Annotated in this window: 15 protein-coding genes; 9 read left to right on the top strand and 6 right to left on the bottom strand. The window is 71.5% G+C overall.

Annotated elements, in window-relative coordinates; translation table 11 throughout:
- Window positions 1-68: 68 nt before the first annotated feature.
- The 3 genes from FMEAI12_RS06700 (at window position 69) to FMEAI12_RS06690 (ending at window position 4,241) form a co-directional block, all read left to right on the top strand.
- Window positions 69-1,412 (top strand): DUF427 domain-containing protein, encoded by a 1,344-nt coding sequence (locus FMEAI12_RS06700; protein ID WP_368672058.1) that lies wholly within the window; start codon window positions 69-71, stop codon window positions 1,410-1,412.
- On the top strand, window positions 1,409-2,164 hold the full coding sequence (locus FMEAI12_RS39750) for a DUF427 domain-containing protein (protein WP_112105354.1): 756 nt from the start codon (window positions 1,409-1,411) through the stop codon (window positions 2,162-2,164). Before FMEAI12_RS06700 ends, FMEAI12_RS39750 begins: the two co-directional genes overlap by 4 nt.
- Window positions 2,165-2,825: 661 nt before the next feature.
- Window positions 2,826-4,241: an HNH endonuclease signature motif containing protein gene (locus FMEAI12_RS06690; RefSeq protein ID WP_112105353.1), complete on the top strand. Its 1,416-nt coding sequence runs from the start codon at window positions 2,826-2,828 to the stop codon at window positions 4,239-4,241.
- A gap of 75 nt (window positions 4,242-4,316) precedes the next feature.
- Here FMEAI12_RS06690 and FMEAI12_RS06685 read toward each other — a convergent pair whose 3' ends face one another.
- The 3 genes from FMEAI12_RS06685 to FMEAI12_RS06675 all read right to left on the bottom strand — a co-directional run bounded on the left by FMEAI12_RS06685 (window position 4,317) and on the right by FMEAI12_RS06675 (window position 7,364).
- Window positions 4,317-5,147: a crotonase/enoyl-CoA hydratase family protein gene (locus FMEAI12_RS06685; protein WP_112105352.1), complete on the bottom strand. Its 831-nt coding sequence runs from the start codon at window positions 5,145-5,147 to the stop codon at window positions 4,317-4,319.
- Between the two features lie 78 nt (window positions 5,148-5,225).
- Entirely contained in the window at window positions 5,226-6,278 is a 1,053-nt protein-coding gene (locus tag FMEAI12_RS06680) for a DUF2889 domain-containing protein (protein ID WP_235013767.1), read from the bottom strand.
- Window positions 6,279-6,356: 78 nt separating this feature from the next.
- Complete coding sequence (locus FMEAI12_RS06675; RefSeq protein WP_071065562.1) at window positions 6,357-7,364, bottom strand: LLM class F420-dependent oxidoreductase; 1,008 nt, start codon at window positions 7,362-7,364, stop codon at window positions 6,357-6,359.
- A 237-nt stretch (window positions 7,365-7,601) separates the two neighbouring features.
- On the opposite strand from FMEAI12_RS06675, the gene FMEAI12_RS06670 reads away from it, so the two are divergent.
- Together FMEAI12_RS06670 and FMEAI12_RS06665 are read left to right on the top strand one after the other, a co-directional pair.
- Window positions 7,602-8,570, top strand: a complete 969-nt coding sequence (locus FMEAI12_RS06670; protein ID WP_112105350.1) for an HdeD family acid-resistance protein — start codon at window positions 7,602-7,604, stop codon at window positions 8,568-8,570.
- Window positions 8,571-8,700: 130 nt separating this feature from the next.
- Window positions 8,701-9,543, top strand: coding sequence for an enoyl-CoA hydratase-related protein (locus FMEAI12_RS06665; RefSeq protein ID WP_235013766.1), 843 nt, complete (start codon window positions 8,701-8,703; stop codon window positions 9,541-9,543).
- On the opposite strand, the gene FMEAI12_RS06660 is transcribed toward FMEAI12_RS06665, so the two are convergent.
- Window positions 9,527-10,498 carry a GlxA family transcriptional regulator gene (locus FMEAI12_RS06660; protein ID WP_071065565.1) on the bottom strand — a complete coding sequence of 324 codons (972 nt, stop codon included), beginning with the start codon at window positions 10,496-10,498 and terminating at the stop codon, window positions 9,527-9,529. The genes FMEAI12_RS06665 and FMEAI12_RS06660 overlap by 17 nt on opposite strands.
- Window positions 10,499-10,769: 271 nt before the next feature.
- Here FMEAI12_RS06660 and FMEAI12_RS06655 point away from each other — a divergent pair, with 271 nt between their 5' ends.
- Window positions 10,770-11,270: a hypothetical protein gene (locus FMEAI12_RS06655; protein WP_112105349.1), complete on the top strand. Its 501-nt coding sequence runs from the start codon at window positions 10,770-10,772 to the stop codon at window positions 11,268-11,270.
- Between the two features lie 19 nt (window positions 11,271-11,289).
- Here FMEAI12_RS06655 and FMEAI12_RS06650 read toward each other — a convergent pair whose 3' ends face one another.
- Complete coding sequence (locus tag FMEAI12_RS06650) at window positions 11,290-11,883, bottom strand: MarR family winged helix-turn-helix transcriptional regulator (RefSeq protein WP_071065567.1); 594 nt, start codon at window positions 11,881-11,883, stop codon at window positions 11,290-11,292.
- A 362-nt stretch (window positions 11,884-12,245) separates the two neighbouring features.
- Between FMEAI12_RS06650 and FMEAI12_RS06645 the strand changes: the two genes are divergently transcribed.
- Window positions 12,246-14,000, top strand: coding sequence for a serine/threonine-protein kinase (locus FMEAI12_RS06645; protein WP_112105348.1), 1,755 nt, complete (start codon window positions 12,246-12,248; stop codon window positions 13,998-14,000).
- Window positions 14,001-14,005: 5 nt separating this feature from the next.
- Here the strand turns inward: FMEAI12_RS06645 and FMEAI12_RS06640 are convergent, their stop codons facing one another.
- Window positions 14,006-16,594, bottom strand: a complete 2,589-nt coding sequence (locus FMEAI12_RS06640) for a helicase C-terminal domain-containing protein (RefSeq protein WP_112105347.1) — start codon at window positions 16,592-16,594, stop codon at window positions 14,006-14,008.
- Window positions 16,595-17,012: 418 nt separating this feature from the next.
- Between FMEAI12_RS06640 and FMEAI12_RS06635 the strand changes: the two genes are divergently transcribed.
- Window positions 17,013-18,140 (top strand): RNA-guided endonuclease TnpB family protein, encoded by a 1,128-nt coding sequence (locus FMEAI12_RS06635; protein ID WP_112105346.1) that lies wholly within the window; start codon window positions 17,013-17,015, stop codon window positions 18,138-18,140.
- A 19-nt stretch (window positions 18,141-18,159) separates the two neighbouring features.
- Complete coding sequence (locus FMEAI12_RS06630; RefSeq protein ID WP_235013765.1) at window positions 18,160-20,982, top strand: acetate--CoA ligase family protein; 2,823 nt, start codon at window positions 18,160-18,162, stop codon at window positions 20,980-20,982.
- Window positions 20,983-21,185: the final 203 nt, after the last annotated feature.

Genomic DNA, 21,185 nt, shown 5'->3' with positions numbered 1-21,185 from the left:
CCGACGGCTCGAAACAGTCGGGTCCGATGCCCCTCGACTCCGGATTCCTCGTCCCAACCCTGGGCACAGTGTTAGCTTCCTGTGACGTGCAGCCTGTAACGGCCGACGCGACGTCGGCAAGCGATCCGGCTTTAACTCGGCAGCCATGCCCCTACCCGGCCCGAGCGTGGTGGGGTGACACCCTGGTCGCGGAGTCGACAGCCGCCGTCCGGGTACAGGAACCGGGGCAGGTCCCCGTCCTTTACTTTCCACGCTCCGACATCCGGTTCGACTCCTTCGGAGACGAGGGCCGGACGGTGTCGTGCCCGGTGAAGGGCACGGCACGCTTGTGGTCCCTCGAGGGGAAGGTCGACGCCGACGCCGTCGACTGGCACGACCCCGCCAGCACGACGACGGTCGACGGCCGGGACGCGCTGTGGGCCTTCACCCAGCCGGCTTCCGGCCTGGAGTGGCTGACCGACTTCGCCGCCTTCGACCACGACCGGGTCCGGGTGGAGATCGTCGACGAGCTCCCCGGCGAGCAGCCCCGCGACAGCACGATCAAACGCTTCCCCACCTGGGGCGACGCCTCAGATCTCATCGACATCATGAATGTCCGCCAGGCCGGCGACCGCAGATACGTCAGCGTGGCCCTTGCTGATCCCCGGCGGCCTGTCGTCGAAGGCAGCCAGATGCTCGGGCAGGCCGTGGTGGCCGGCGGTCGCCACGCGCCCGGGCGGCGGGTTGTCTCGGCGCACATGGTGTTCTACCGGGCAGCGGACGCGCGCGAACCTCTCGAGTTCGAGGTGGACGAGCTCAGCTCCGGCCGGAGCTTCACAACGCTGGCAGTACACGTCTCCCAGCGCGGAAAGCGGCGCGCCAGCGGCACCCTGCTGCTCGATGTCACCGCACCGGACGTCGTCCGCCACTCCGCGGCCCCGCCGCCATCCGCAGGCCCCTACGACAGCAAGCCCTACGACATGTCCGTGACCGGACGCGACATCCGCATGGTCGACGCGGCGTACACCGACGACCCGGCCGCGCCCGTGGGTCCTCCGGTCATCGACACATGGGTCCGGTTCCGCACGGTGCCGGACGACCCGTGCCTACAGGCCGGGCTGCTCGCCCAGTTCACCGGGCACATCTCCATCGCCGCCGCCCTGCGCCCGCATGAGGGGGTCGGCCAGAACCAGGCCCATCGCACGCTGTCGATGGGGATCAACGCGATTGGCATCTCCTTTCACTCCAATGTCCGGGCCGACCACTGGATGCGCTATCACCATCTGTCGACCTTCGCCGGCGACGGAATGACCCATTCCGAATGCCGGGTCTACGACGAGGCCGATGCACTGATCTCGTCGTTCACCGTCGACGCCATGATGCGGGGCTTCAGGAATGACGGGCGCGCGGTCGACGACAGGACCGCGCTATGAGTCTCACGACTGGACGAGGCCCCCTGTCCACGCGGCCAGCCGGCCGCTTCAGCGCGTCTCTCCCGACACCGCTTGTCTACGTCGAGCCCTTCCAACGTCGGGTACGCGGCCGTTCCGACGGTCGGACCGTGATCGACAGCGAGCGAGTGCTGCTGGTTCATGCACCGGGACAACCTCCGACCTATGCGTTCCCCTCCGAGGATGTCCAGGTGACTGTGGCATCCGAACCCGAGCCCGCCGTCGCAGGACACGTACGGGTTCCATGGGACGCTGTCGACGAATGGTGGGAAGAAGAGGAACGGATGCTCGGGCATCCGCGCAACCCCTACCACCGGGTCGACTGCCTTCGCTCGACTCGGCGCCTGCGCGTCGAGGTCGGCGACGCGGTCCTCGTCGACACCTCGGACACCGTTGCCCTGTACGAGTCCGCGCTCGCACCACGGCTGTACGTTCGCCGCCAGCAGGTCGACATGGGACTTCTCCGCCCGAGCACGACGACGACCTACTGCCCCTACAAGGGAGCCGCGTCCTACTGGTCGGCGATCGTCGGGGACGTCGTCGTGGAGGACGTCGCCTGGTCGTACGAGGATCCGCTCCCCGAAAGTATCCCGATCTCCGGCCTGCTGAGCTTCGACGGATCGCGTGTGACGGTGAGGCACGATCTGCCCGCCCCGACCCGCGCCCTCGAGGACCTCGAGGACCTCGAGCCGCAGCCGGACGGACCGACCTGCAGTAACGGCGGACGGTGCTGACCGGGTAAGTCGCCGTTCCCAGCAGCTGGGGTGCATCGCGGCTGGGCCGCCATCGGCCGACCCAGCCGCGATCACCGCGCGGCCACCCAGGGCATGATCTCCTGGATGGCCGAAGTGCGGGTGTGATCGCAGGCGACGGCGGTGTGACTCGGCCCGAAAAGTCGCACCGACCACTCCGCCCTCAACTCTGGCCGGCCCACGAACCCGACGTGGCGCAGAGAATCCCGCGACACCGGAACCCACCCAACCATCCAGGCACTGTTTATTTGATAACCCTCGAATTCATTTATAGATTCGACGACATTTAGCCCTGCCGTCAATGTGACGGTGACACCCGCCGACAATCACCGTCCGCGACGACGCTACGCGGACCACCCAATCCGGTCAACCGCCTTGCCGGGCCGACCGACAGCCTTCGCGCACCGCGTCCGGACCGGTCCCTCCGCCGGGAAAAATACCTGGTCGGGGCACCAATAGCGGGGTGCGATGAGACGGGCGAGAACCATCTCGCCGGCGCGCTCACACAGCCCGGGGACCTCCCCGCGAGCGCAGGAGACACATTTGTGGTCTCGTCAACGAGCACGCTTGCCTGACCGCACCAACCTCACCTAGAGTCGAACGCACGTTCGAAACGGTCTCGCGTTGGCAGGCGGTCATCCCCATGCACACACCCAGCCACACCCCGCCCCAGACGTCGGAGACGAATACAGAGCAGCCAAAGCGGCACCCGAAACTCCTCCTCAACGTGCTCGCAGCCGCACACGCCGAACTGACCGGAGACACCAGACCGACCTTCACAACGGCGCAGGAAATCGCCATCACACAAACCGAGGAGGCCAACCAGATCTCCGGCAGCGGGTCGGCTGCCGAACAATTCCGCCATCACCTCGACAACTACCAGAGCAAGGCCATGCTCCTGGGCTGGATCCAGGCAGAAATGATCGAGGACCTCGCCGCACTCGCCCGGATCTGCTCACCTGACAACACCACAACCACCGCAGCGCCCAGCGAGCTCGCACCCGAGGACGTCGCCATCGAGATCAGCGTCTCCCCCATCACCGCCGCCCGCGACATGTCCCACGCCCGCACCATCACCAACCGCCTCCCCCACGCACTCCACGAACTGAGAAAAGGCCGCATCGACCTCCCACGACTCCACACCCTCGCACGCGCCACACGACCCCTGGACGACGACCTCGTGGCAGCCGTCGAAAAACACGTACTCCACGGCGGCCCCCGCCGCACCAGAGAAGCCTTCACCGACGCCACCCGACGCGCCGTACACACCCTCGACCCCGACGGTTCCACCGCACGCACCCAAGCACGAAAAGCCGAACGCCGGGTTCGGATCCTCACCAGCGAAGACAACGCCAGCAGGCTGACCGCCTTCCTCCCCGCCGACGAAGCCCATGCCTGCTACCAGCGCATTGACCAACTCGCCCGCCGAATCTCCACCCAGAACACCACAGCCGACAACAGAACCACCGACCAGATCCGCGCCGACGTACTCGTCGACCTCCTCACCGGCCGCACACAACACGCCCAGCCCCTCAGCTGCGACATCCAGGTCATCGTCCCCATCACCACCCTGCTCGGCACCTCCACAGCCCCAGGCGAGATCCCCGGAATCGGGAGCATCCCCGCCGCCATCGCCCACGACATGGCCCACCGGCCGGGATCAACCTGGCGGCGCATCCTCACCGACCCCCGCGGACACCTCCTCGAAGTCGCCAACCGCCGCCACCCGACACCCGCCCAGACACGCCACATCCGAACCCGCGACCGGACATGCCGACACCCAGGCTGCACCCGACAGGCGATCCACTGCGATATCGACCACACCATCCCCCACACCGACCACGGACCCACCGTGACCCGAAACCTCGGGCTCCTCTGCCGCCGTCACCACCGCATGCGACACCAAGGAAAATGGAAAATCCACCAACCAGAACCCGGTATCTTCCACTGGACCACCGCCCTCGGCCACACCGTCACCATCAACCCAGACCCCTACCACCACCCCAACCCATCACCCAACACCAACCGACCCGACGACAGGGACAACCCACCCTCCTGAGGCGAACCACGAGGAGGGATTCGGTCTCGTACAGGACGACTTCGACAGGGCACTCGGATTCGGACGACGGCGCCGTCAGGTATCCGAGGTCGACGGGAGATCCGGGTAGCTCGGGACGCGCTTCTCCATCCGGGCCTGAATCGACTCGGTAACGTCTACTGGCTGGAGTGCCCCCGCCTGCCAGGTTGCCGTGTGTGCCAGGGCGTCGGCGACGGGGTGATCGCGCGAGTAGAGCAGCATCTCCTTGCTCCCCCAGACCGCCATTGGGCTGTTGGCGGCAATTTCCTCCGCAACCTCGCGTACACCGCGCAGCATCGCTTCCTGATCCGGGTAGACCTCGTTCACCAGGCCGACGGCGAGAGCACGGTCGGCGGGAAGTCGACGACCGGTGTAGACGAGCTCACGCGCAACTCCGTCCGGAATTATCTTGGGGAGTCGCTGCAGTGTGCCGAGATCGGCGGTAATTCCGATCTTTGTCTCCTGAACAACGAAAAACGCGTCCGCGGTGGCATAACGCATGTCGCAGGCCGTCACAAGGTCGAGGCCACCCCCGACACAACCGCCCTGCACCGCCGCGAGAACGGGGAAGCGCACCCGTTCCAGCGCAGTGAGAGCGCCCTGCATGCGAAGAATAAGCGAGCGGCGGGTCATGTTGACACGAGCCGGCTCTCCGTCCGAAAAAAGCTCCGTGCCGCCGAAGATATTCAGGTCCAGGCCCGCGGTGAAGTGTCGACCGGTCGACGAGATCACGAGCACCCGGACGCCTCCGTCCTGGTCAATCTTCGAAACGGCCAGGGGGAGATCTCGCCAGAAATCCGGTTGAAGCGTGTTGAGTTCTTCCGGCCTGGAGAGAACGAGCCATGCGACCTTGTCGACCACGTCTATCTCGAAACTGCGGCTACCCACGAAAGACTCCCGAAGAAACTGTGTCCCGTCCGAATCCGTCCACCTTCTCCCATCGACACACTCGCCGCAAGATCACGCCTACGGTGCCGAGCGCCCTGGCAGCATGGCCGCCAGGGCGGGGACATCGCCGAGCGATCGCAGTGTGTCGTTCAGGTGCGTGCAGGTGGACGTACCGCGGAAGGTTGTGCCCACGACCTGCCGGACGTCTGCGGCTGCGGCGCCAGCCAGCCGGGTGGCGCTCGCGGCCGCGCTCGGGCACTCGACCCACGGCAGCGCGCGCGGAGTCGACTCGATCTCGGTGAACGTCATTGTCTCCGGGTCGAGCAGCGCGTTCACCGTGTACTCGTGGATGACGGCCTCAGGTCCGCTGTCGGACTGGTAGCTGTCCCGGAAAAGCACGTCCACCTGCAGTGCGTCGACGCCGGCGGGCAGCAGGTCAAGGCGGCGGGCCCGCCGCATGCCGTGCGGAGGCAGTCCGGTCAGCGCATGCCATGCCATCGGATCATCGGGCACCAGCAGGGACGGCGCCCGTGGGCCGGTGACCATGGGTGGGCCGTTCCCGTCCTCGATCGAGTTGATGATCGTCGCGCCGCGCGCCCAGCCTGCGCATTGGTCGGCCTGCGCCAGCATGATCCGTCCATCGCCGTGAACGAGGCCCATGCGAGCTGTCGCGTAGCCGGAGACGAGCGAGGTCACCGGGGCATCGTCGAACAACGCGGCAAGCAGCGGATGGGTGGCCCGGAGCTCCGGCACGATCTCGGCCAGGTGACGACGGAAGCCGGATGTGGAGCTCACGCCGATGAGGCCGGCCAGTTCGGGGACCTCTGGAGCAGTCTCGACGCGCAGGATTTCGCGACGGCTCTGGAAGGCGATCTCGAAGCGGAACATCGCCTCGGCGATCACGGAGGCGGCGCCCTCGGGGCCGGTGGCCAGGTCCCGACCGCGGCCGATCAGGATCAGGTTTCCGGTCGGGCCGTCCGGGCGCAGCGAGTCGAGTGTGATCGTTCGCCGCACCGAACCGGGACGGCGCGGGGGGCTGCCTGCGGTCGGCTCGTGTATGCCGCGCCGCGGGTGCAGTGGCGGCTCCGCAGGCGGTGGGGGCACAAGCTCCCAGTTCGAGGCCATCCTCATCCCCCTTTGTCACTCGGGGCTCGCCTAGGAGGACACCTGGCGACGGCTACCCATTCCCGATGGGGCGTGCCGGGCGGGTCAGCGGGCCGCGTCGAGCACCGCGGGCCAGTGCGCCGGGTCGGAGCCGCCCGAGTCGTAGAGCGTTGTCCGGGCGTAGACGCCGCCGATCTTCTCACCGAGTGCGCGGCCGACCTCCTCGGGGGTGCCTACGACGGAGAACTCGGCCATCATCTCGTCGGTCACCAGGTCGGCCATGTCATCCCAGCGGCCCTGCTTGGAGAGGGCCGTCAGCTCGGGCTGCACCTCGCCCCAGCCGTGCATGTCGAAGACGGCGCGGTAGGCGGGGGTGGAGCCGTAGAAGGCGATCTGCTTCTTGGTGGCGGCCACCGCGCGGTCCATCTCCTGTGCGGTCCGGCCGATGGTGACGAAGGAAGGCCCGCAGATCGTGAAGTCCTCCAGGTCGGTCTTGCCGGCCTTGGCCCGGCCGCGCAGCAGTGCGGGAATCGTCACCTCCTCGACGTAGCGCATGGTGCTGAAGGGATGGACGAGGAACCCGTCCGCGACCTCGCCGGCGACCTCGGTCATGCCGGGTCCCACCCCGGCGAGGTAGATCGGGGGCGGGCCGAAGGAGTGCGGCTTGGGGGTGAAGAACGGGGTCATGAGCGTGTGGGTGTAGAAATCGCCGCGGAAGTCCAGCTTTGTGCCGTTCTGCCAGCAGTCCCAGATTGCCCGGATCGCCAGGATGAGCTCACGCATGCGGGCGGCGGGGTGCGACCACGGCATCGAGAAGCGCTTCTCGATGTGCGGCTTGATCTGCGATCCGAGGCCGAGGACAAACCGGCCCTCGCTGTACTGCGCCAGGTCGTATCCCAGATTCGCCAGTGTCATCGGCGTGCGGCCAAACGCGATCGCGATCGATGTCCCGACCGTCAGGGAACTGGTCGCGGTCGCGGCCTGAAGACACTGCATGAACGGGTCGTGCCGGGTCTCCCCGACCCAGGCGCCGGCGTACCCCTCCTTCTCGACGCGGGCGGCAGTGGTCGAGGTAGAGGCGATGTCGTCAGACAGAGTGAAATCGATCTTCATCGCGTCTCCTCGTTGCAGTCCCGGGCACGCCGCCGGTCATCAGGTTGGTGCCAGCGGACCGACGCAGGCAACCGATCCTGCCACCACGTCCGTCATGTGCACCGATCGGACCGATCTCGTCACGCACGGTATGACATGCCCGTACCCAGGGCACGTGAGAGACCGGAGGACACGTGAGGAGCACGCGCGAAGGAGGACAGGCGGCACAACCACCACTCCACTGGAGGGGATGACTTCATGAGTGCATCTACTGGCGCCGGCGGTCCGCGGCGTGAACGACGCGGCGGGCGCGCCGATCCGGAACTGCCCGACGACTTCTCCACCCGATCCACCCGATCAGGTGGAGATTCCGCATCGGGTAGGGGGAGCGCAGAGCATCCGAACGCGGGTACGGACGACCAGACGATCTTCGCCGATCGCTCCCGGACGCCCGACAGCACCTACCAGAACCAGCCTGACCACCTGCGTGGTGAGCACGCGCACGGCGGCCGGACGGGCGCTGGCGGCAGCGGCGCCCTCGGTGGCCCGGGACTGGCGGCCAAGGCTGGTCCCGCGCTGCTGATGCTCGGGATCGGATGGATCCTGTTCGCGCTGGCCATACCGATGTTCGGCCTCACCACCGGGAAGTCGATCGCCATCCTGCTCGGGATCATGCTGCTGGTCGCAGCGGTCAGTGAGCTCGCCGCCGCGATGACGGCCGCGGCGGACTGGCGCCCCACGCATGCGTTGCTGGCGCTGCTGTTCGTCATCGGCGGCATCGTCGCGCTCGCATGGCCGGCACCCACGCTCACCGTGGTGGCCCGCATGGTGGCGTGGTATCTGCTGGTCGCGGGAATCCACGCCATCGCGACGGCGTTCGCGCATCGGCGCGTCGACCGCGGTGGCCCGACCTTCGGCACGGCTGCCGGGAACCTGCGTGGTGGGGCTCCGTGGTGGGCGCCGCTGGCGATCGGTGCCTTCTCGATCGGCATCGCCTTCTGGGCGGCGGCGCACCACTACCCGACCTACTCGTTCGTCGTCCTGTGGGTCGCGCTGGCCGCGCTCGTCACCGGTCTGACGAAGGTGGCCGCGGCGTTCCGGTCCAGTGGTCGGGCCGACGAGCAGGGGGTGGACACGCTGGCCGAGAGCGGCTTCAGCGGACGCGCCACCGCCGAGTCCGCGCGGTCGCAGGCACGCGGTGACACCCGGGTTCGCGGTGGAAGGTAACCGGGTGGAACGTAATTGATCAGAAGCAGAAAGTGGCGGTCGGGGTTTCCCGGCCGCCACGAACAAGGCATGTCACAAGCGGGCGCATCGCCTGCCCGCGGTCGCCTACGCTCACGGACGACGACAAACGATGACGGAGGCGGGCACGGTGACGGAGGCGGGCACGGTGACGGCGGAGACCGATGAGAAGGAGATCCTGACCGAGATCCGCGACGGCGTCTGCGTCATCACGTTCAACCGGCCGCAGGCACGCAACGCGGTGACCAGCACGATGGCGCTCGCCTATGCGGCCGCCCTGCGTGCGGCGGATGACGACCCGCAGGTCCGGGCAATCGTGGTCACTGGTGCCGGCGCGGGCTTCTGCGCCGGAGCCGATCTCGCGGTGCTGCGCGACGGCGCCGAAGCGATCAAGAAGTTCGTACCGGCTCGCGAGGACCTGCCGGCCCTCACGATGCGCCTGCGCAAGCCGGTGATCGCCGCGGTGAACGGCGCCGCGGTGGGCATCGGTTTCGCCTACATGATGGGCAGCGACATCCGGATCGCCGCCGAGTCAGCCAAGATCGCGACCGCGTTCTCCCGGCTCGGTCTCGCGGCGGAGTACGGCGTCTCCTGGCTGCTGCCACGGGCCATCGGCCTCCAGCCGGCGCTGGACCTGCTTCTCACCGGGCGGACCATCGGCGCCCAGGAGGCTGCGAAGCTCGGGCTCGTCCAGCAGGTCGTCCCCGACGGGACCGTTCTGGAGGCCGCGGTCGCCTACGCGAAGGACCTGGTCGAGAACTGCTCGCCGTTCTCGCTGGCAATGATCAAGGAACAGGTCTACCTGGACCTCGATCGTTCTCAGGACGACGCGCTGACCGACACGCTCCGCCGGATGGACATCGCCTTCGAGGGCCCAGGGCTCGCGGAGGCGCTGACCGCGCGCACGGAGAAGCGGCCCGCCGTCTTCGACGCGCTCCCTACCCGGGAGGCGTGACAGCGTCACGGAAGGCCCGGCGGTAGGCCTGGGGGCTGGTGCCGACCAGCCGGCGGAACCCGTCCCGGAAGGCGGTGGGCGATCCGAAGCCGACCTGCGCGGCGATCCGCTCCACCGAGTGCCCGGTGGTCTCAAGCAGGTACTGCGCCTGCCGCAGGCGCACCCGGTGCAGCCACTGGGACGGGGTCGTGCCCGTCTGTTCGCGGAAGCGGCGGTTGAGCGTGCGTGGGCTCGTCATCGCCTGGGCGGCGAGGTCGTCCACCGTCAACGGGCGGTGGCAGTTCGCCTCCATCCACCGCAGCAGTGGTTCGAGGACGGAGCCGTCCGGCGGCGGGCGGTCGCGGACGATGAACTGGGCCTGGCCTCCTTCCCTGGCCAGCGGGACGACCGACAGCCGGGCGACGTCCGCGGCCACGGCGACCCCATGGTCGGAGCGGATCATGTGCAGGCACAGGTCGAGGCCGGCCGCGGCGCCGGCCGAGGTCAGGATCTGCCCGTTGTCGACGAACAGCACGTTCGGGTCCACTTGCACGGCGGGATGACGGCGGGCGAGCTCCTCGGCGGCGATCCAGTGCGTGGTCGCGCGCAGGCCGTCAAGCAGGCCGGTCTGCGCGAGCAGGAACGCGCCGACGCAGACGGAGGCGATACGGGTGCCGCGCGCGGCGGCGGCCCGCAGCGCGGTGACGGACTCCGGGGGCAGGGGTCCGGCCTGCTCGCCGACGCCGGGGACGACGATCGTGTCGGCCTCGGCGAGCGCGTCCAGCCCCCAGGGGGCCCGCAGGGAGAACGCCCCGCCGTCGGCCTCGACGGTGCCGCTGATGCTCCTACCAGCGCAGATCTTCACCCGATAGGCCGCCCGGCCGTCGGGGAGCCGGGCACGGCCGAAGGTGTCGACGGGCACCGCGAGATCGAAGGGGACCACGCCCTCGAGGGCGAGAACCGCCACGGTGTGCATGGCAGGACGATAACCAGGCAACTGTTTCCCGCCAACGGGCGATCCCGCCGGTCCCACCCCTGACCTGAGCCCAGCTCACGGGGGTATTACGCCATGAACAGGAACTGTTCACCGCCGACAGCTGTGGGTGTCAAGGGCCGAAGGGGAGGAGTCCCCGTGGCGGGAATCCGTCGGTAGATGGCACTCCTGCCACTCACGAAAGCGGCGGTTCGGCGCCTACCGTGGCGGTTGCCGCATCCTCCGGCTGCCTCCGCACTCCCAGGACGGACCCGTGACCACATTCCTGTTGAGCGTCCACGTTCTCGTAGCGATCATCGCCATCGGCCCGGTGACGGTCGCGGCGAGCATGTACGCGCCGGCGGTGCGGGCGGCGCTGCGTGACCCGGGCGACGTCAGGACGGCGGGAGTGGTCGGCACGCTGCACCGCATCTGCAACGTCTACGCGGCGATCGGCATCACCGTGCCGATCTTCGGTTTCGCCACCGCCGCGAGCATGGACGTCCTCGGCGACCCGTGGCTCGTCACCTCGATCATCCTGACGGGGCTGGCCGCGGTGCTGCTGGCGACGGTGGTCCTCCCGTGGCAGCGGCAGCTTCTGGAGGAGATCGCCCCAGGCGGGGCCACCGGGCCGGCCGGCGCCGGGCACGCGAACCCGGCGGCCGTCGCCGCACGGACGAAGCGGCTCGCGATGACCACCGGCATGTTCAGCCTGCTGTGGGCCGTGGTCACGGTGCTGATGATCGCCCGTCCGGGGTCGACCACAGGCGTCTGACCCGGCCCGGGCCGGCGGTTCAGCGGGGCCGGGGTGGCGGCGCGGTGTCGAGGCGGTCGAGGATCTGGCCGCAGATGGCCGCGAGCTGGTCGAGCTGGTCGCGCGCGAGCGCCTCGACGACCAGGTCGCGAACGGTCTCCACATGGCCGGGAGCGGAGTCGGCCAGCTTCGCGAAACCGGTGTCGGTCAGCGTGGCGTTCGTGACTCGTCCGTCGGCCGCGCACGGGGCGCGGCGCACCCAGCCCTTGTCCTCGAGACGCTTGACCGCGTGCGAGAGCCTGGACAGCGAGCCGCAGGTGAACTGGGCGAGCCGAGCCATCGCGAGCGTCCGGTTCGGTGCCTCCGAGAGCCCGACCAGCACCGAGTACTCGAAGTGGCTCAGTCCGGCGTCCCGGCGGAGCTGGGTGTCGAGGGCGGCGGGCAGCCGGGTCATCACACCGATCAGACCGCGCCAGGCCGCCCGTTCGTCGGCGTCGAGCCAGCGGGGCTCGGCGGCGGTCTCCCCCGCTCGGCCGCTCCCGTGGTCGTGCTCGCGACCGGCACCCTGGCCGGGGTCGTGGCCCGCTCCCCGGCCCCCCGCGCCATCCGACCCGTGACCTGCGTGCGCGTTCAAGCTGTCTGCCTGTGCCTTCCGACTTGATGTACCGACCGGTGGACGGCGGGCCGGGCCTGCGTGCCGGCCGGCGTCGCGGACGTCCGCCGCCCCCTTGTCTACGACTTCAGCGGGTTCGGACCGCCGCCGCTTCCGGATGACCTGCGACACTCCGGGGATCGGCCACCGCAGGCCCGGGCCGGAGCCGGACCCGCCGCGGCCCGAGGCGCCGCTCATCGTCCCGGCCGAGGGTTACATGATGGGACTGCCCAAACGATCGTTCCAGGTCGCCTGAGTCGCGCGGCGGCGGGACGGGGCCGGCCGCGCGGGACGGCCGGCGGCCCCGACCGGCAGTCCGCGACGGGCGGGAGGAGTCGTCCCGGATGGAACCCCTCCGCGCGGATGATCCCCGGACCACCGGCGGATACCGGCTGCTCGGCCTGCTCGGCGCCGGCGGGATGGGCCGGGTGTACCTGGCCCGCGGCCCGGGCGGGCGCACCGTCGCCGTCAAGGTGATCCGGCCGGAGTTCGCCGGCGATCCGACGTTCCGCGCCCGGTTCCGCCGCGAGGTCGAGGCCGCCCGCCGGGTCGGCGGCGCCTGGACCGCGCCGGTGATCGACGCCGACCCGGACGCCGAGCAGCCCTACCTGGTCACCGGGTACGTCCCGGGACCGTCCCTGCTGGAGGCGGTGCGCCGGCGCGGCCCGCTTCCGGTACCGACCGTGCGGGCGCTGGGTGCCGGCCTCGCCGAGGCGCTGAGCGCCGTGCACGCCGCCGGCCTGGTGCACCGCGATCTCAAGCCCTCGAACGTGCTGCTCGGCCTGGACGGGCCACGGGTCATCGACTTCGGGATCTCCCGCGCGTTCGACGCCACCGTGCTCACCCATTCCGGGTCCGCGATCGGCTCGCCGGCCTTCATGTCACCCGAGCAGATCGGCGGGCAGGAGGTGGGGCCGGCCAGCGACGTCTTCGCCCTCGGCTCGGTGCTCGCCTTCGCCGCGACGGGATCAGGCCCGTTCTCGGGCAGCAGGATGCCCGCGGTGATGTACGGCATCCTGGCGGGCGAGCCACGGCTCGACGCCGTCCCTGCCGAGCTGCGCGGCATCGTGGACGCCTGCCTGCGCAAGGCGGCGGGTGAGCGCCCGGGGCCGCTTGACGTGCTCGCGGAGCTCGTCCCGGGCGGCGGCGCCGCCGAACTGATCACCGCCGGATGGCTGCCGCAGGACCTGGTCACCGGGCTGAGCCGGCAGGCCGTCGCGCTCCTCGACCTGGACGTTCCCGCCACCACCACCGTGACGAACGACCACGCCACATCGGAAGATAACAACCGGGCACTGCCATGGCCGCCGGAGCCGGCCGCACCGCCAGCCACAGCGGCCGCACCATCGGGCGTATCGCGGGCCGCACCACCGGGCGCACCGGCCGCACCATCGGGCACCCCGGTCGGGCCCGACGCCCCGCCGGCCGGTGGGCTGCGCGCCCTCGTGACCGTGGCCGCCCTGGGTGTCGTGTGCCTCGCCGTGATCGTGACGGCCGTCCTGCTGGTCGCCCTGCGCGGCTCGGACGGCGGCTCGGACGGCGGCGGCGCGGACGCCCGCGCGAGCCCCAAGGCCACCGCCGGGATCGGCTCCCTGACCGACCTCCTCGACCAGCCGACCTCGAGGCCGACCGTCGGCGGGCCGCCGGCGAGCTCGGGTTCGGCGCCCTCGGGCGGGTCGGGTCCCACGGTGCCGGGGGCCCTGCCGGCCGGATACGCCGGCATCTGGGAGGGACGCATCATCTCGCGGCTGGGGGTCGCGCAGGACGTCGTGATCACGCTGCGGCCCGGCGAGAGCGGTCAGACGGTCGGCCACTCCGAGGTCACCCTGGTCGGGCTGGGGGCGTTGGGAGGTGACGCGCCGATCCGGTGCGTCGGTGACCAGCAGCTCGTGGGCATCAGCACCGCGGCGGGTTCCGGGCCCGAGGTGGTCCTGCGTGACATCGGGGGCTCGGGCGACAACCCCACCCTGCTGGGTCTGCCGGTGTGCACGAGCGGCGGCACGACGAGGCTGCGCCTCGCGGCGGACGGCGCCCTCGACTACCAGTCCGAGGACGAGGCCGGCGGGCGCCCGGCGGGAAGCCTGCGCCACCGCCCCTGACCCGCTCAGCCGGGTGTGACCCCCTCGATGCGGGCGACGGCGAACTCGCGCCGCGCCTCGCGGAGGTGGCACCAGGAGTCGAGACGCCCGCCGAGCAGCTCCACCGGGGCGATCAGACGGCTGGTCCGCCGTTCGAACCGGTCCCGGTAGATGATCGTCACGATCTCGCCGTGGTCGAGCGCGGCGGCGAGGAGCTGGCGCTCGGCGAGGGTGAGCCGCGGGTTCAGCCGGCCGAGCTGGCGTACGACGCGCGGGTCGGCCCGGGCGGCGTCGCCGGCGCCGGCCCGGTTCGCGAGGATGCGCCGCGCCACATCCGCCGGAGCCGCCCACGTTCCGGACTCGCCCGTGCTCCCCGTGCTCCCCGTGCTGCCACGCTCCGAAGCCGCCCCCGCGGCGGCGTCGCGGCCCGAGGCCGGCGGGCCGCCCGGCCGCCCGCGGATGACGACGGTGCCGTGCTCGTCCTCGACCACCGGAGCCATGCCCGCGGCGCGCAGGCGTTCGGCCACGTCCTCGGCGTCCGCGCCGCACGCCGCGACGGTCGGTGCCAGTCGCCGCAGGTCCAGCGACCGCAGCGCCCGGGTCGCCAGGATCTCGTTGATCGTCGCCTCGTCCGCGACGACCGCGGCCCGCACCGCCCGCGCGCGGATGTGGCCGTGGCGGCGGGCGACGTCCGCCACGAGGTACTCGAGCCCTTGGGGCACCTCGTGCGCCGCGCCGGCGCGCAGCTCGTCGAGCAGCTCCTGCGCGCTCCAGCCGACGTCCAGCGCGCCGCGGATGCTAGCGGAGGTGAACCGCCACATCCCGGCGGCGCCGCGCGACTCCGACACGGCCGCGTCGGCGAGCAGGCGGGCGATCGCGTGGTTGGGCTGGCCGGCCACGGTCGCGGTCAGGTCGGACTGCAGGATCATGGTGGACGCGTCGCCCGGCAGGGCGGGGCCGCACCGGCGGGCCAGCTCGTCCACCAGCGGCCCGAGGGTTTCGGTGACGAACCCGGCCAGCGTGGGCGTCGGGAAACCGTACTGGTGGGCCCGCATCTGCCCGGTCGGGTCGAGCGGCGCCGCCGCGAGGACCTCGCAGACCGCGACACCGAGATCGGAGACGGTGTCCTCGGCGGCGACGCCGAGCAGCTCGGCCTCCCGGACGGCGGCCTGGCGCTTGTTCGCCAGCTGGGGCCGGTCGTAGCCGTGCAGCGGCAGGAACCACTCGAGGTGGCTGCCCGCGGCGGCCAGCGACCGGCCGGGGCTGGCCGTGGTGAGCAGCGTCCGGCGCACCCGGCCCGCGCCGGAGGCGAGCGGGAGCGGCGGCGGCTGGTCCCGGCCGCTGTCGATCTCACGGTGTGTCGGGGACTGGTCGAGGAGGAACCAGGCCAGGGCGAGCACCGCCCAGCGACGTCCGACGTCCGACCCGCGCCAGCCGGGGTACTCGCCGGTCGGCGCGTAGCCGCCCTCCTCGCGGGCCAGCAGCCCCGCGGCGTGGGCGACGTCGATCCAGAGCGGGAGCTCGTCCTCCGCGAGCGCGAGGGTCCGGGCCAGCCGGGCGCGTTCCCGGGTGCCGATGCCGCCCTTCTTCAGCGCGGCGAGGGGCGCCCGCTCCGCCTCGGCGAGCAGCGCCGCCACCGACCGCAGGGCGTGCCCGGCGGCGGCCTGGATCCCGGCGGCGAACGTCTCGTCCGCGCGGTCCGCGCCCGCCGGGCCGAGGCTCGGCGGCCCGGTCAGCCGGACCTCCGGGTCTGCCGCCCACAGGACGGTCACGACCTCCCGGGGCACCTCGATCTCACCGCCGACGAGCAGGAGCAGCCCGGACTCGACAAGTATCCCGGCCGTTTCCTCCCGGTTCGACCCGGCCGGGAGCCGCCCACGGGCCCCGCCATCGAAGCCGTTCGTACCGAGGGCACCTGTACCGAGGGCACCTGTACCGAGGGCGTCGTCGGGCTCGTCGCCGGTCATCAGACCCGTCGGGTCGCGGACCAGTTCGGCCAGCAGGTCGCGGGCCGGCCGGGGCAGCCGTTGCACCGCGGCGGCGACGCCGTCCGGGTCGGCCATCAGCTCCCCGACGACGCGGGCGGACCGCTCCCAGGTCGTGGACGAGGTGACCCGGGCCCCGGGAACGAGCCCGCGGGCGGCACGGCGCAGGTCGGTGACGGCGATGGCCGGGATGAGCTCCGCAGCCGGATGCCACACCGCGACCTCGTCGTCCCACAGCCGCCGGAACGGCTCGAAGGCGTGGACGACGCCGTCGCTCTCCCAGAGCAGCGCCCGCCGGGTGACCGGGCGCAGCGCCGCGCGGATCCCGTCCCTGGACCCGCCGAGCAGCATCACCAGCCGGTCCAGCGGGACGGGCGGGCCCAGCATCATGACCGCGTCGCACAGCAGGAGCCCGTCGCGGTCCAGGTCGTTGACGGCGGCGAGCATCGAGTCCGCGTCCCCGAGCCGGCGCACGAGCTCACCGACTCCGCGCGGCGGGTCCTCGAGGACGTCCGGGCGGGCCCGCAGGACGGCGGTGAGGGCTGCCTCGTCCAGACCCTGGACGAAGTCGAGGTAGCTGTCGGCCGACCTGCGCGGTTCCCGCAGGGCCGCCGCCCGCCGTCCAGCCATGTGACGCTCCCGTCGTCGGTTCAACCCATGCCGGGCACGGCGCGTCCGGACGCACCCCGCCGCGACCACCTCGTGTGTCGACAACCTGCTCGTCGGACACCCCCGCGGCATCCGCCGGCCGCCGCCAGGTCTGCACCATTGTGCAGTCCGATGCCGGACGGCGACCGATACGGGGCGAGCGACAGGCTCGCATCGGGCGCGGCGGGTCGTCGCACCACGGCGGGGGCGCCGCGGGGCCGGTGGCGGGGACCGGGCGCCGGCGACCGAGGCGGCGCGGTCCGGCGCGGAATAGCGTCCACAGGGTGACCCATGAAACGTAGCGCGCAGGCCCCGCCCTTCAGGGCGGGGTTAGCGCGTCAGCTCCGCCGTCAGGGTGACAGTCGAATGATGTATTCTGCCGGTCGTGGGGAGTCGGGTTGTGAAGCGGGCCTACAGGTACCGTTTCTACCCGACTGTCGAGCAGGCCGAGCAGTTGGCGAAAACGTTCGGCTGTGCGCGCTACGTGTACAACCGGGCGTTGGCGGAGCGGCACCGGGCGTGGTTTTCCGAACAGCGCCGGGTCACACATGCCGAGACGGACACGATGCTGACGGCATGGAAACGCGACCCGGAAACAGCGTGGCTGGCCGAGCCGTCGAAGGGGCCGTTGCAGGCGACGCTGCGGCATCTGCAGACCGCCTACGTGAACTTCTGGGAGAAGCGGGCCGGCTACCCGTCCTTCAAGAAGAAGGGCCGGACCCTCGACTCGGCGACCTACTTCCGCAACTGCTTCGGTTTCCGCGACGGGCAGGTCAGGCTCGCGAAACAGGACCAGCCGCTGGACATCGCCTGGTCACGTCCGCTGCCCGAGGGTGCGGCGCCGTCCCAGGTGACGGTGTCGCGCAACGCCCGCGGCCAGTACCACATCTCGATCCTGGTCGAGGAGACCATCACCAGCCTGCCTCCGTCGCCGCAACAGGTGGGGGTCGATGCGGGCGTCACGTCCCTGGTCACCTTGTCGACGGGCGAGAAGGTGACCAACCCGCGGCACGAGCGGGCCGACCGTGCCCGGCTCGCCCGCGCGCAGCGGGAACTGTCCCGCAAACGGAAGGGTTCGGCGAACCGGGCCAGGGCCCGGCTCACCGTGGCACGTGTCCACGGGCGGATCGCCGACCGGCGCCGGGATCATCTACACAAGCTGTCCACGAGGATCATCCGCGAGAACCAAACGGTGGTCATCGAGGACCTGACGGTCCGCACCATGGTCCGCAACCATTCGCTGGCACGGGCGATCTCCGACGCTTCCTGGTCGGAGCTACGGCGGATGTTGGAGTACAAGGCCGACTGGTATGGCCGCACGGTGATCGCGATCGACCGTTTCTACCCGAGCAGCAGGACCTGCTCGGCCTGTGGGTCGATCATCGAAAGGCTGCCGTTGCACGTACGGGAGTGGGAGTGCCGCTGCGGTGCGCACCACGACCGGGATGTCAACGCTGCGAAGAGCATTCTGGCCGCGGGGCTCGCGGTGTCTGCCTGTGGAGACGGAGTGAGACCACCTCGCTCCTAGAGCGAGGAGGCGTCCGTTGATGAAGCAGGAACCCGTATCGCAAGGTGCGGGAATCCCCAGCCGTCAGGCCGGGGAGGATGTCAAATCTCGCTACCCGGCGCACTGGGCGGCGGACGGCGTTCTCGCCGACGGCGCGCCCGTTCAGCTGCGCCCCGTGCTGGGCACCGACGCGCCGGGCCTGGCCGAGCTGCGGTCCGGCCTGTCCACGGCGGACGTCGCGCGCCTGCCCGCGCGGTGGGCGCAGCGCTCCCCGGAAGAGCTCGCCGGGCACCTGACCGCGGCCGGCGACCCGGCCGCCGCAGGTCACCCCACCATCACCGGTCACCCCACCACCGGTGACAGCGGGCGGCTCGCCGTCGCGGCCGTGCTGCGCGGACGTCTGGTCGGCACGGCGGACTACGAACGGATCGCCGGCTCCGACGACGCGGTGGTCGCCCTGGTCGTCGAGGCTGCGCACCGCGGCCGTGGGCTCGGACTGCTGCTGCTCGAGCACCTGATCGCCGCCGCCCGCGAGCGCGGGGTGAGCCACCTCGTCGCCGATCTGCGCGCGGGCGACGACCGGGCGCTGCGGGTCTTCCACGCCGCGGGCTTCGCCGGCGCCGAGACCCGCCCGCACACCCCCCGGCAGGACGGCGCCGGTCAGGACGGTGCTGGTGGCGTGCGGGTGGTGTTCCCGACGGCGCAGACTCCGCACACCCGGGGCATCTCCCGGGCGCTGGAACAGCGGGCGGAGGCGCGGAGCATCGCGCGGCTGCTCACACCGCGCGCGGTCGCGGTCGTCGGCGCGAGCCGGCAGCCCGGCAGCGCCGGCCACGAGGTCTTCCGCCGGCTGCTGGCCAGCGATTTCCATGGCCCGGTCTACCCGGTCAACCCGGCGGCGCGCCAGGTCGCCTCGGTCTACGCCTACCCGGACGTCCGCGAGATCCCGGACGCGGTCGACCTCGCCGTGATCGCCGTCCCGGCGCCGGCCGTGGCCGACGCGGTGCGGGCCTGCGCGGAGAAGGACGTCCGTGGCCTGATCGTCGTCTCGGCCGGGTTCGCGGAGGCCGGGCCCGACGGGCGGGCCCGGCTCGCCGAGGTCACCCGGCTGGCCCGGGAGTCCGGCATGCGGCTGATCGGCCCGAACGCGATGGGCCTGATCAACACGGACCCGGCCGTCCGCCTGCACGCCACCTTCGCGGCCGGCGACCCGCCGGTGGGACGGGTCGGCGCGTTCACCCAGTCGGGGGCGCTGGCCGGGACGTTCCTCACCGAGGCGTCGCGGCGCGCGATCGGCCTGTCCACGTTCGTCTCCACCGGTGACCGCTCGGACGTCTCGGCCAACGACGTGCTGCAGTACTGGCAGTCGGACCCGCGCACCAATGTGATCATGCTGCACCTGCAGGGGTTCGGCAACCCGCGCAAGTTCGCCCGGATCGCCCGGCGGGTGGGTCGACGCAAGCCGGTGATCGCGCTGAAGAGCGGGCGCAGCGCCGCCGACCCGGCCCTGGACGCCCTGTTCACCAGCGCCGGGGTCATCCGGGTGGACACGTTGAGCCAACTGTTCGACCTGGCCGCGCTGCTGGCGTCCCAGCCGCTGCCCGCCGGGCGACGCGTCGGCGTCGTGGGGACGTCCAGCGCGCTCGCCGCCCTGGCCACGGACGCCTGCCGGACGGCCGGCCTGGAGGTACCGCCCTTCTCCACCGCCACGGCGGAGGCGTTGAGCGACACGCTCGGCCGCCCGGAGCCGGCCAACCCGGTGGACCTGGGCGCGATGGCCGCACCCGAACGGTTCGAGCGCGCGCTGCGCGCGGTCGCCGCCAGCGCGGATGTCGACGCCGTGCTGGCGCTGATCACCCCGCACCCGGCCGTCGAGGAGCTCGCGCGGGCCGTGCGGGCCGTGGCGGGCTCCGGCCGGGTGCCCGTGGTGGCCTCCTACCTCGGGTACGACGGGATGCCGTCCGCGCTGGCCGCCCCGGGCGACGGCACCGTGACGCCCGCACCCGGCTCCGTGCCGTCGTTCGCCTCCCCGGAGTCGGCCGCGCTCGCGCTCGCCCGGGCGGCGGGCCACGCGGCGTGGCGCAGCCGCGAGCAGGGCGTCGTCCCCACTCTCGACCGGCTCGACCTGGACCACGCGCGCCGCGCGGCGGCCGCCGGCCCGACGGACGGGACGTGGCTGCCCCAGGAGCTGGTCGGTGACATCCTGGGCGGGGTGGGGCTGGCGGTCTGGCCCAGTGAGCCGGTGACGACCGCCGCCCAGGCCCTGGACACGGCCGAACGGCTCGGCTGGCCCGTCGCCCTGAAGATCGCCGACGAACGCTTCCGCGGGCGGCTGGACGTCGGAGCCGTCCGGCTGGGCGTCGAAGGGCCCGGCGCGCTCGCGGAGGCCTGGCGCACGATCCGCGCCGCGGTCGGGCCGGGCGACATGGTCGTCCAGCCGATGGCGCCGGCCGGGGTGTCGACCGTGATCCGGATGACCCAGGACCCGGCGATCGGGCCGCTGCTGTCGCTGCGCCTCGGCGGGGCCGTCGCGGACCTGTTGGTCGACCCGCTGGCCCGGGCGCTGCCGATCACCGACCGGGACGCCGCCGAGATGGTGCGGGGCATCCGCGGCGCGGTGCTGCTGGTCGGCGGCGCCGGCACCCCGGCGGCGGACACGGCCGCCCTGGAGGACGTGCTGCACCGGCTGGCCCGGCTCGCCGAGGAGGTGCCGGCGGTCGCCGAGGTGCTCCTGGATCCGGTGCTCGTCGGCCGGCCCGGCGTGGTCCTACTGCATGCCGGCGTCCGCCTGCTCCCGCCGGGAACCGATCCCGAGTCACTGCCCCGGCGGATGACGGGCTCCGGCGTCGAGTACTTCCGCTAGTACCGCCATGGCATTTTGTACCCGGGTGCGGCGACGGTCGGCGACGGCCGCTTCAGTTTCGTCGACGGGCGCTCTTAGTGGGCGTTCTGTACGCTTTTGCCGGGCCTCAGCTTGAGTTGATCTTTTGGGTGTGGGGCTGATCGTCTTGCGGTCGGCGGCTGGTGCGTTCTGCTGGAAGACATGGCAGAACGCAAGCCCTACCC

The organism is Parafrankia sp. Ea1.12 (assembly GCF_900465275.1).
GTDB lineage: Bacteria > Actinomycetota > Actinomycetes > Frankiales > Frankiaceae > Parafrankia > Parafrankia soli.
The sequence above is the reverse complement of the archived record's forward strand: the minus strand, read 5'-3'. Positions and strand labels throughout refer to the sequence as shown.

What these genes read in the sequence shown, in the direction of transcription:
- FMEAI12_RS39750 (WP_112105354.1), top strand. Translation starts at nt 1,409, where the DNA reads ATGAGTCTCACGACTGGACGAGGCCCCCTGTCCACGCGGCCAGCCGGC.
- FMEAI12_RS06690 (WP_112105353.1), top strand. Translation starts at nt 2,826, where the DNA reads ATGCACACACCCAGCCACACCCCGCCCCAGACGTCGGAGACGAATACA.
- FMEAI12_RS06680 (WP_235013767.1), bottom strand. Translation starts at nt 6,278, where the DNA reads ATGAGGATGGCCTCGAACTGGGAGCTTGTGCCCCCACCGCCTGCGGAG.
- FMEAI12_RS06675 (WP_071065562.1), bottom strand. Translation starts at nt 7,364, where the DNA reads ATGAAGATCGATTTCACTCTGTCTGACGACATCGCCTCTACCTCGACC.
- FMEAI12_RS06670 (WP_112105350.1), top strand. Translation starts at nt 7,602, where the DNA reads ATGAGTGCATCTACTGGCGCCGGCGGTCCGCGGCGTGAACGACGCGGC.
- FMEAI12_RS06665 (WP_235013766.1), top strand. Translation starts at nt 8,701, where the DNA reads ATGACGGAGGCGGGCACGGTGACGGAGGCGGGCACGGTGACGGCGGAG.
- FMEAI12_RS06660 (WP_071065565.1), bottom strand. Translation starts at nt 10,498, where the DNA reads ATGCACACCGTGGCGGTTCTCGCCCTCGAGGGCGTGGTCCCCTTCGAT.
- FMEAI12_RS06645 (WP_112105348.1), top strand. Translation starts at nt 12,246, where the DNA reads ATGGAACCCCTCCGCGCGGATGATCCCCGGACCACCGGCGGATACCGG.
- FMEAI12_RS06640 (WP_112105347.1), bottom strand. Translation starts at nt 16,594, where the DNA reads ATGGCTGGACGGCGGGCGGCGGCCCTGCGGGAACCGCGCAGGTCGGCC.
- FMEAI12_RS06630 (WP_235013765.1), top strand. Translation starts at nt 18,160, where the DNA reads ATGAAGCAGGAACCCGTATCGCAAGGTGCGGGAATCCCCAGCCGTCAG.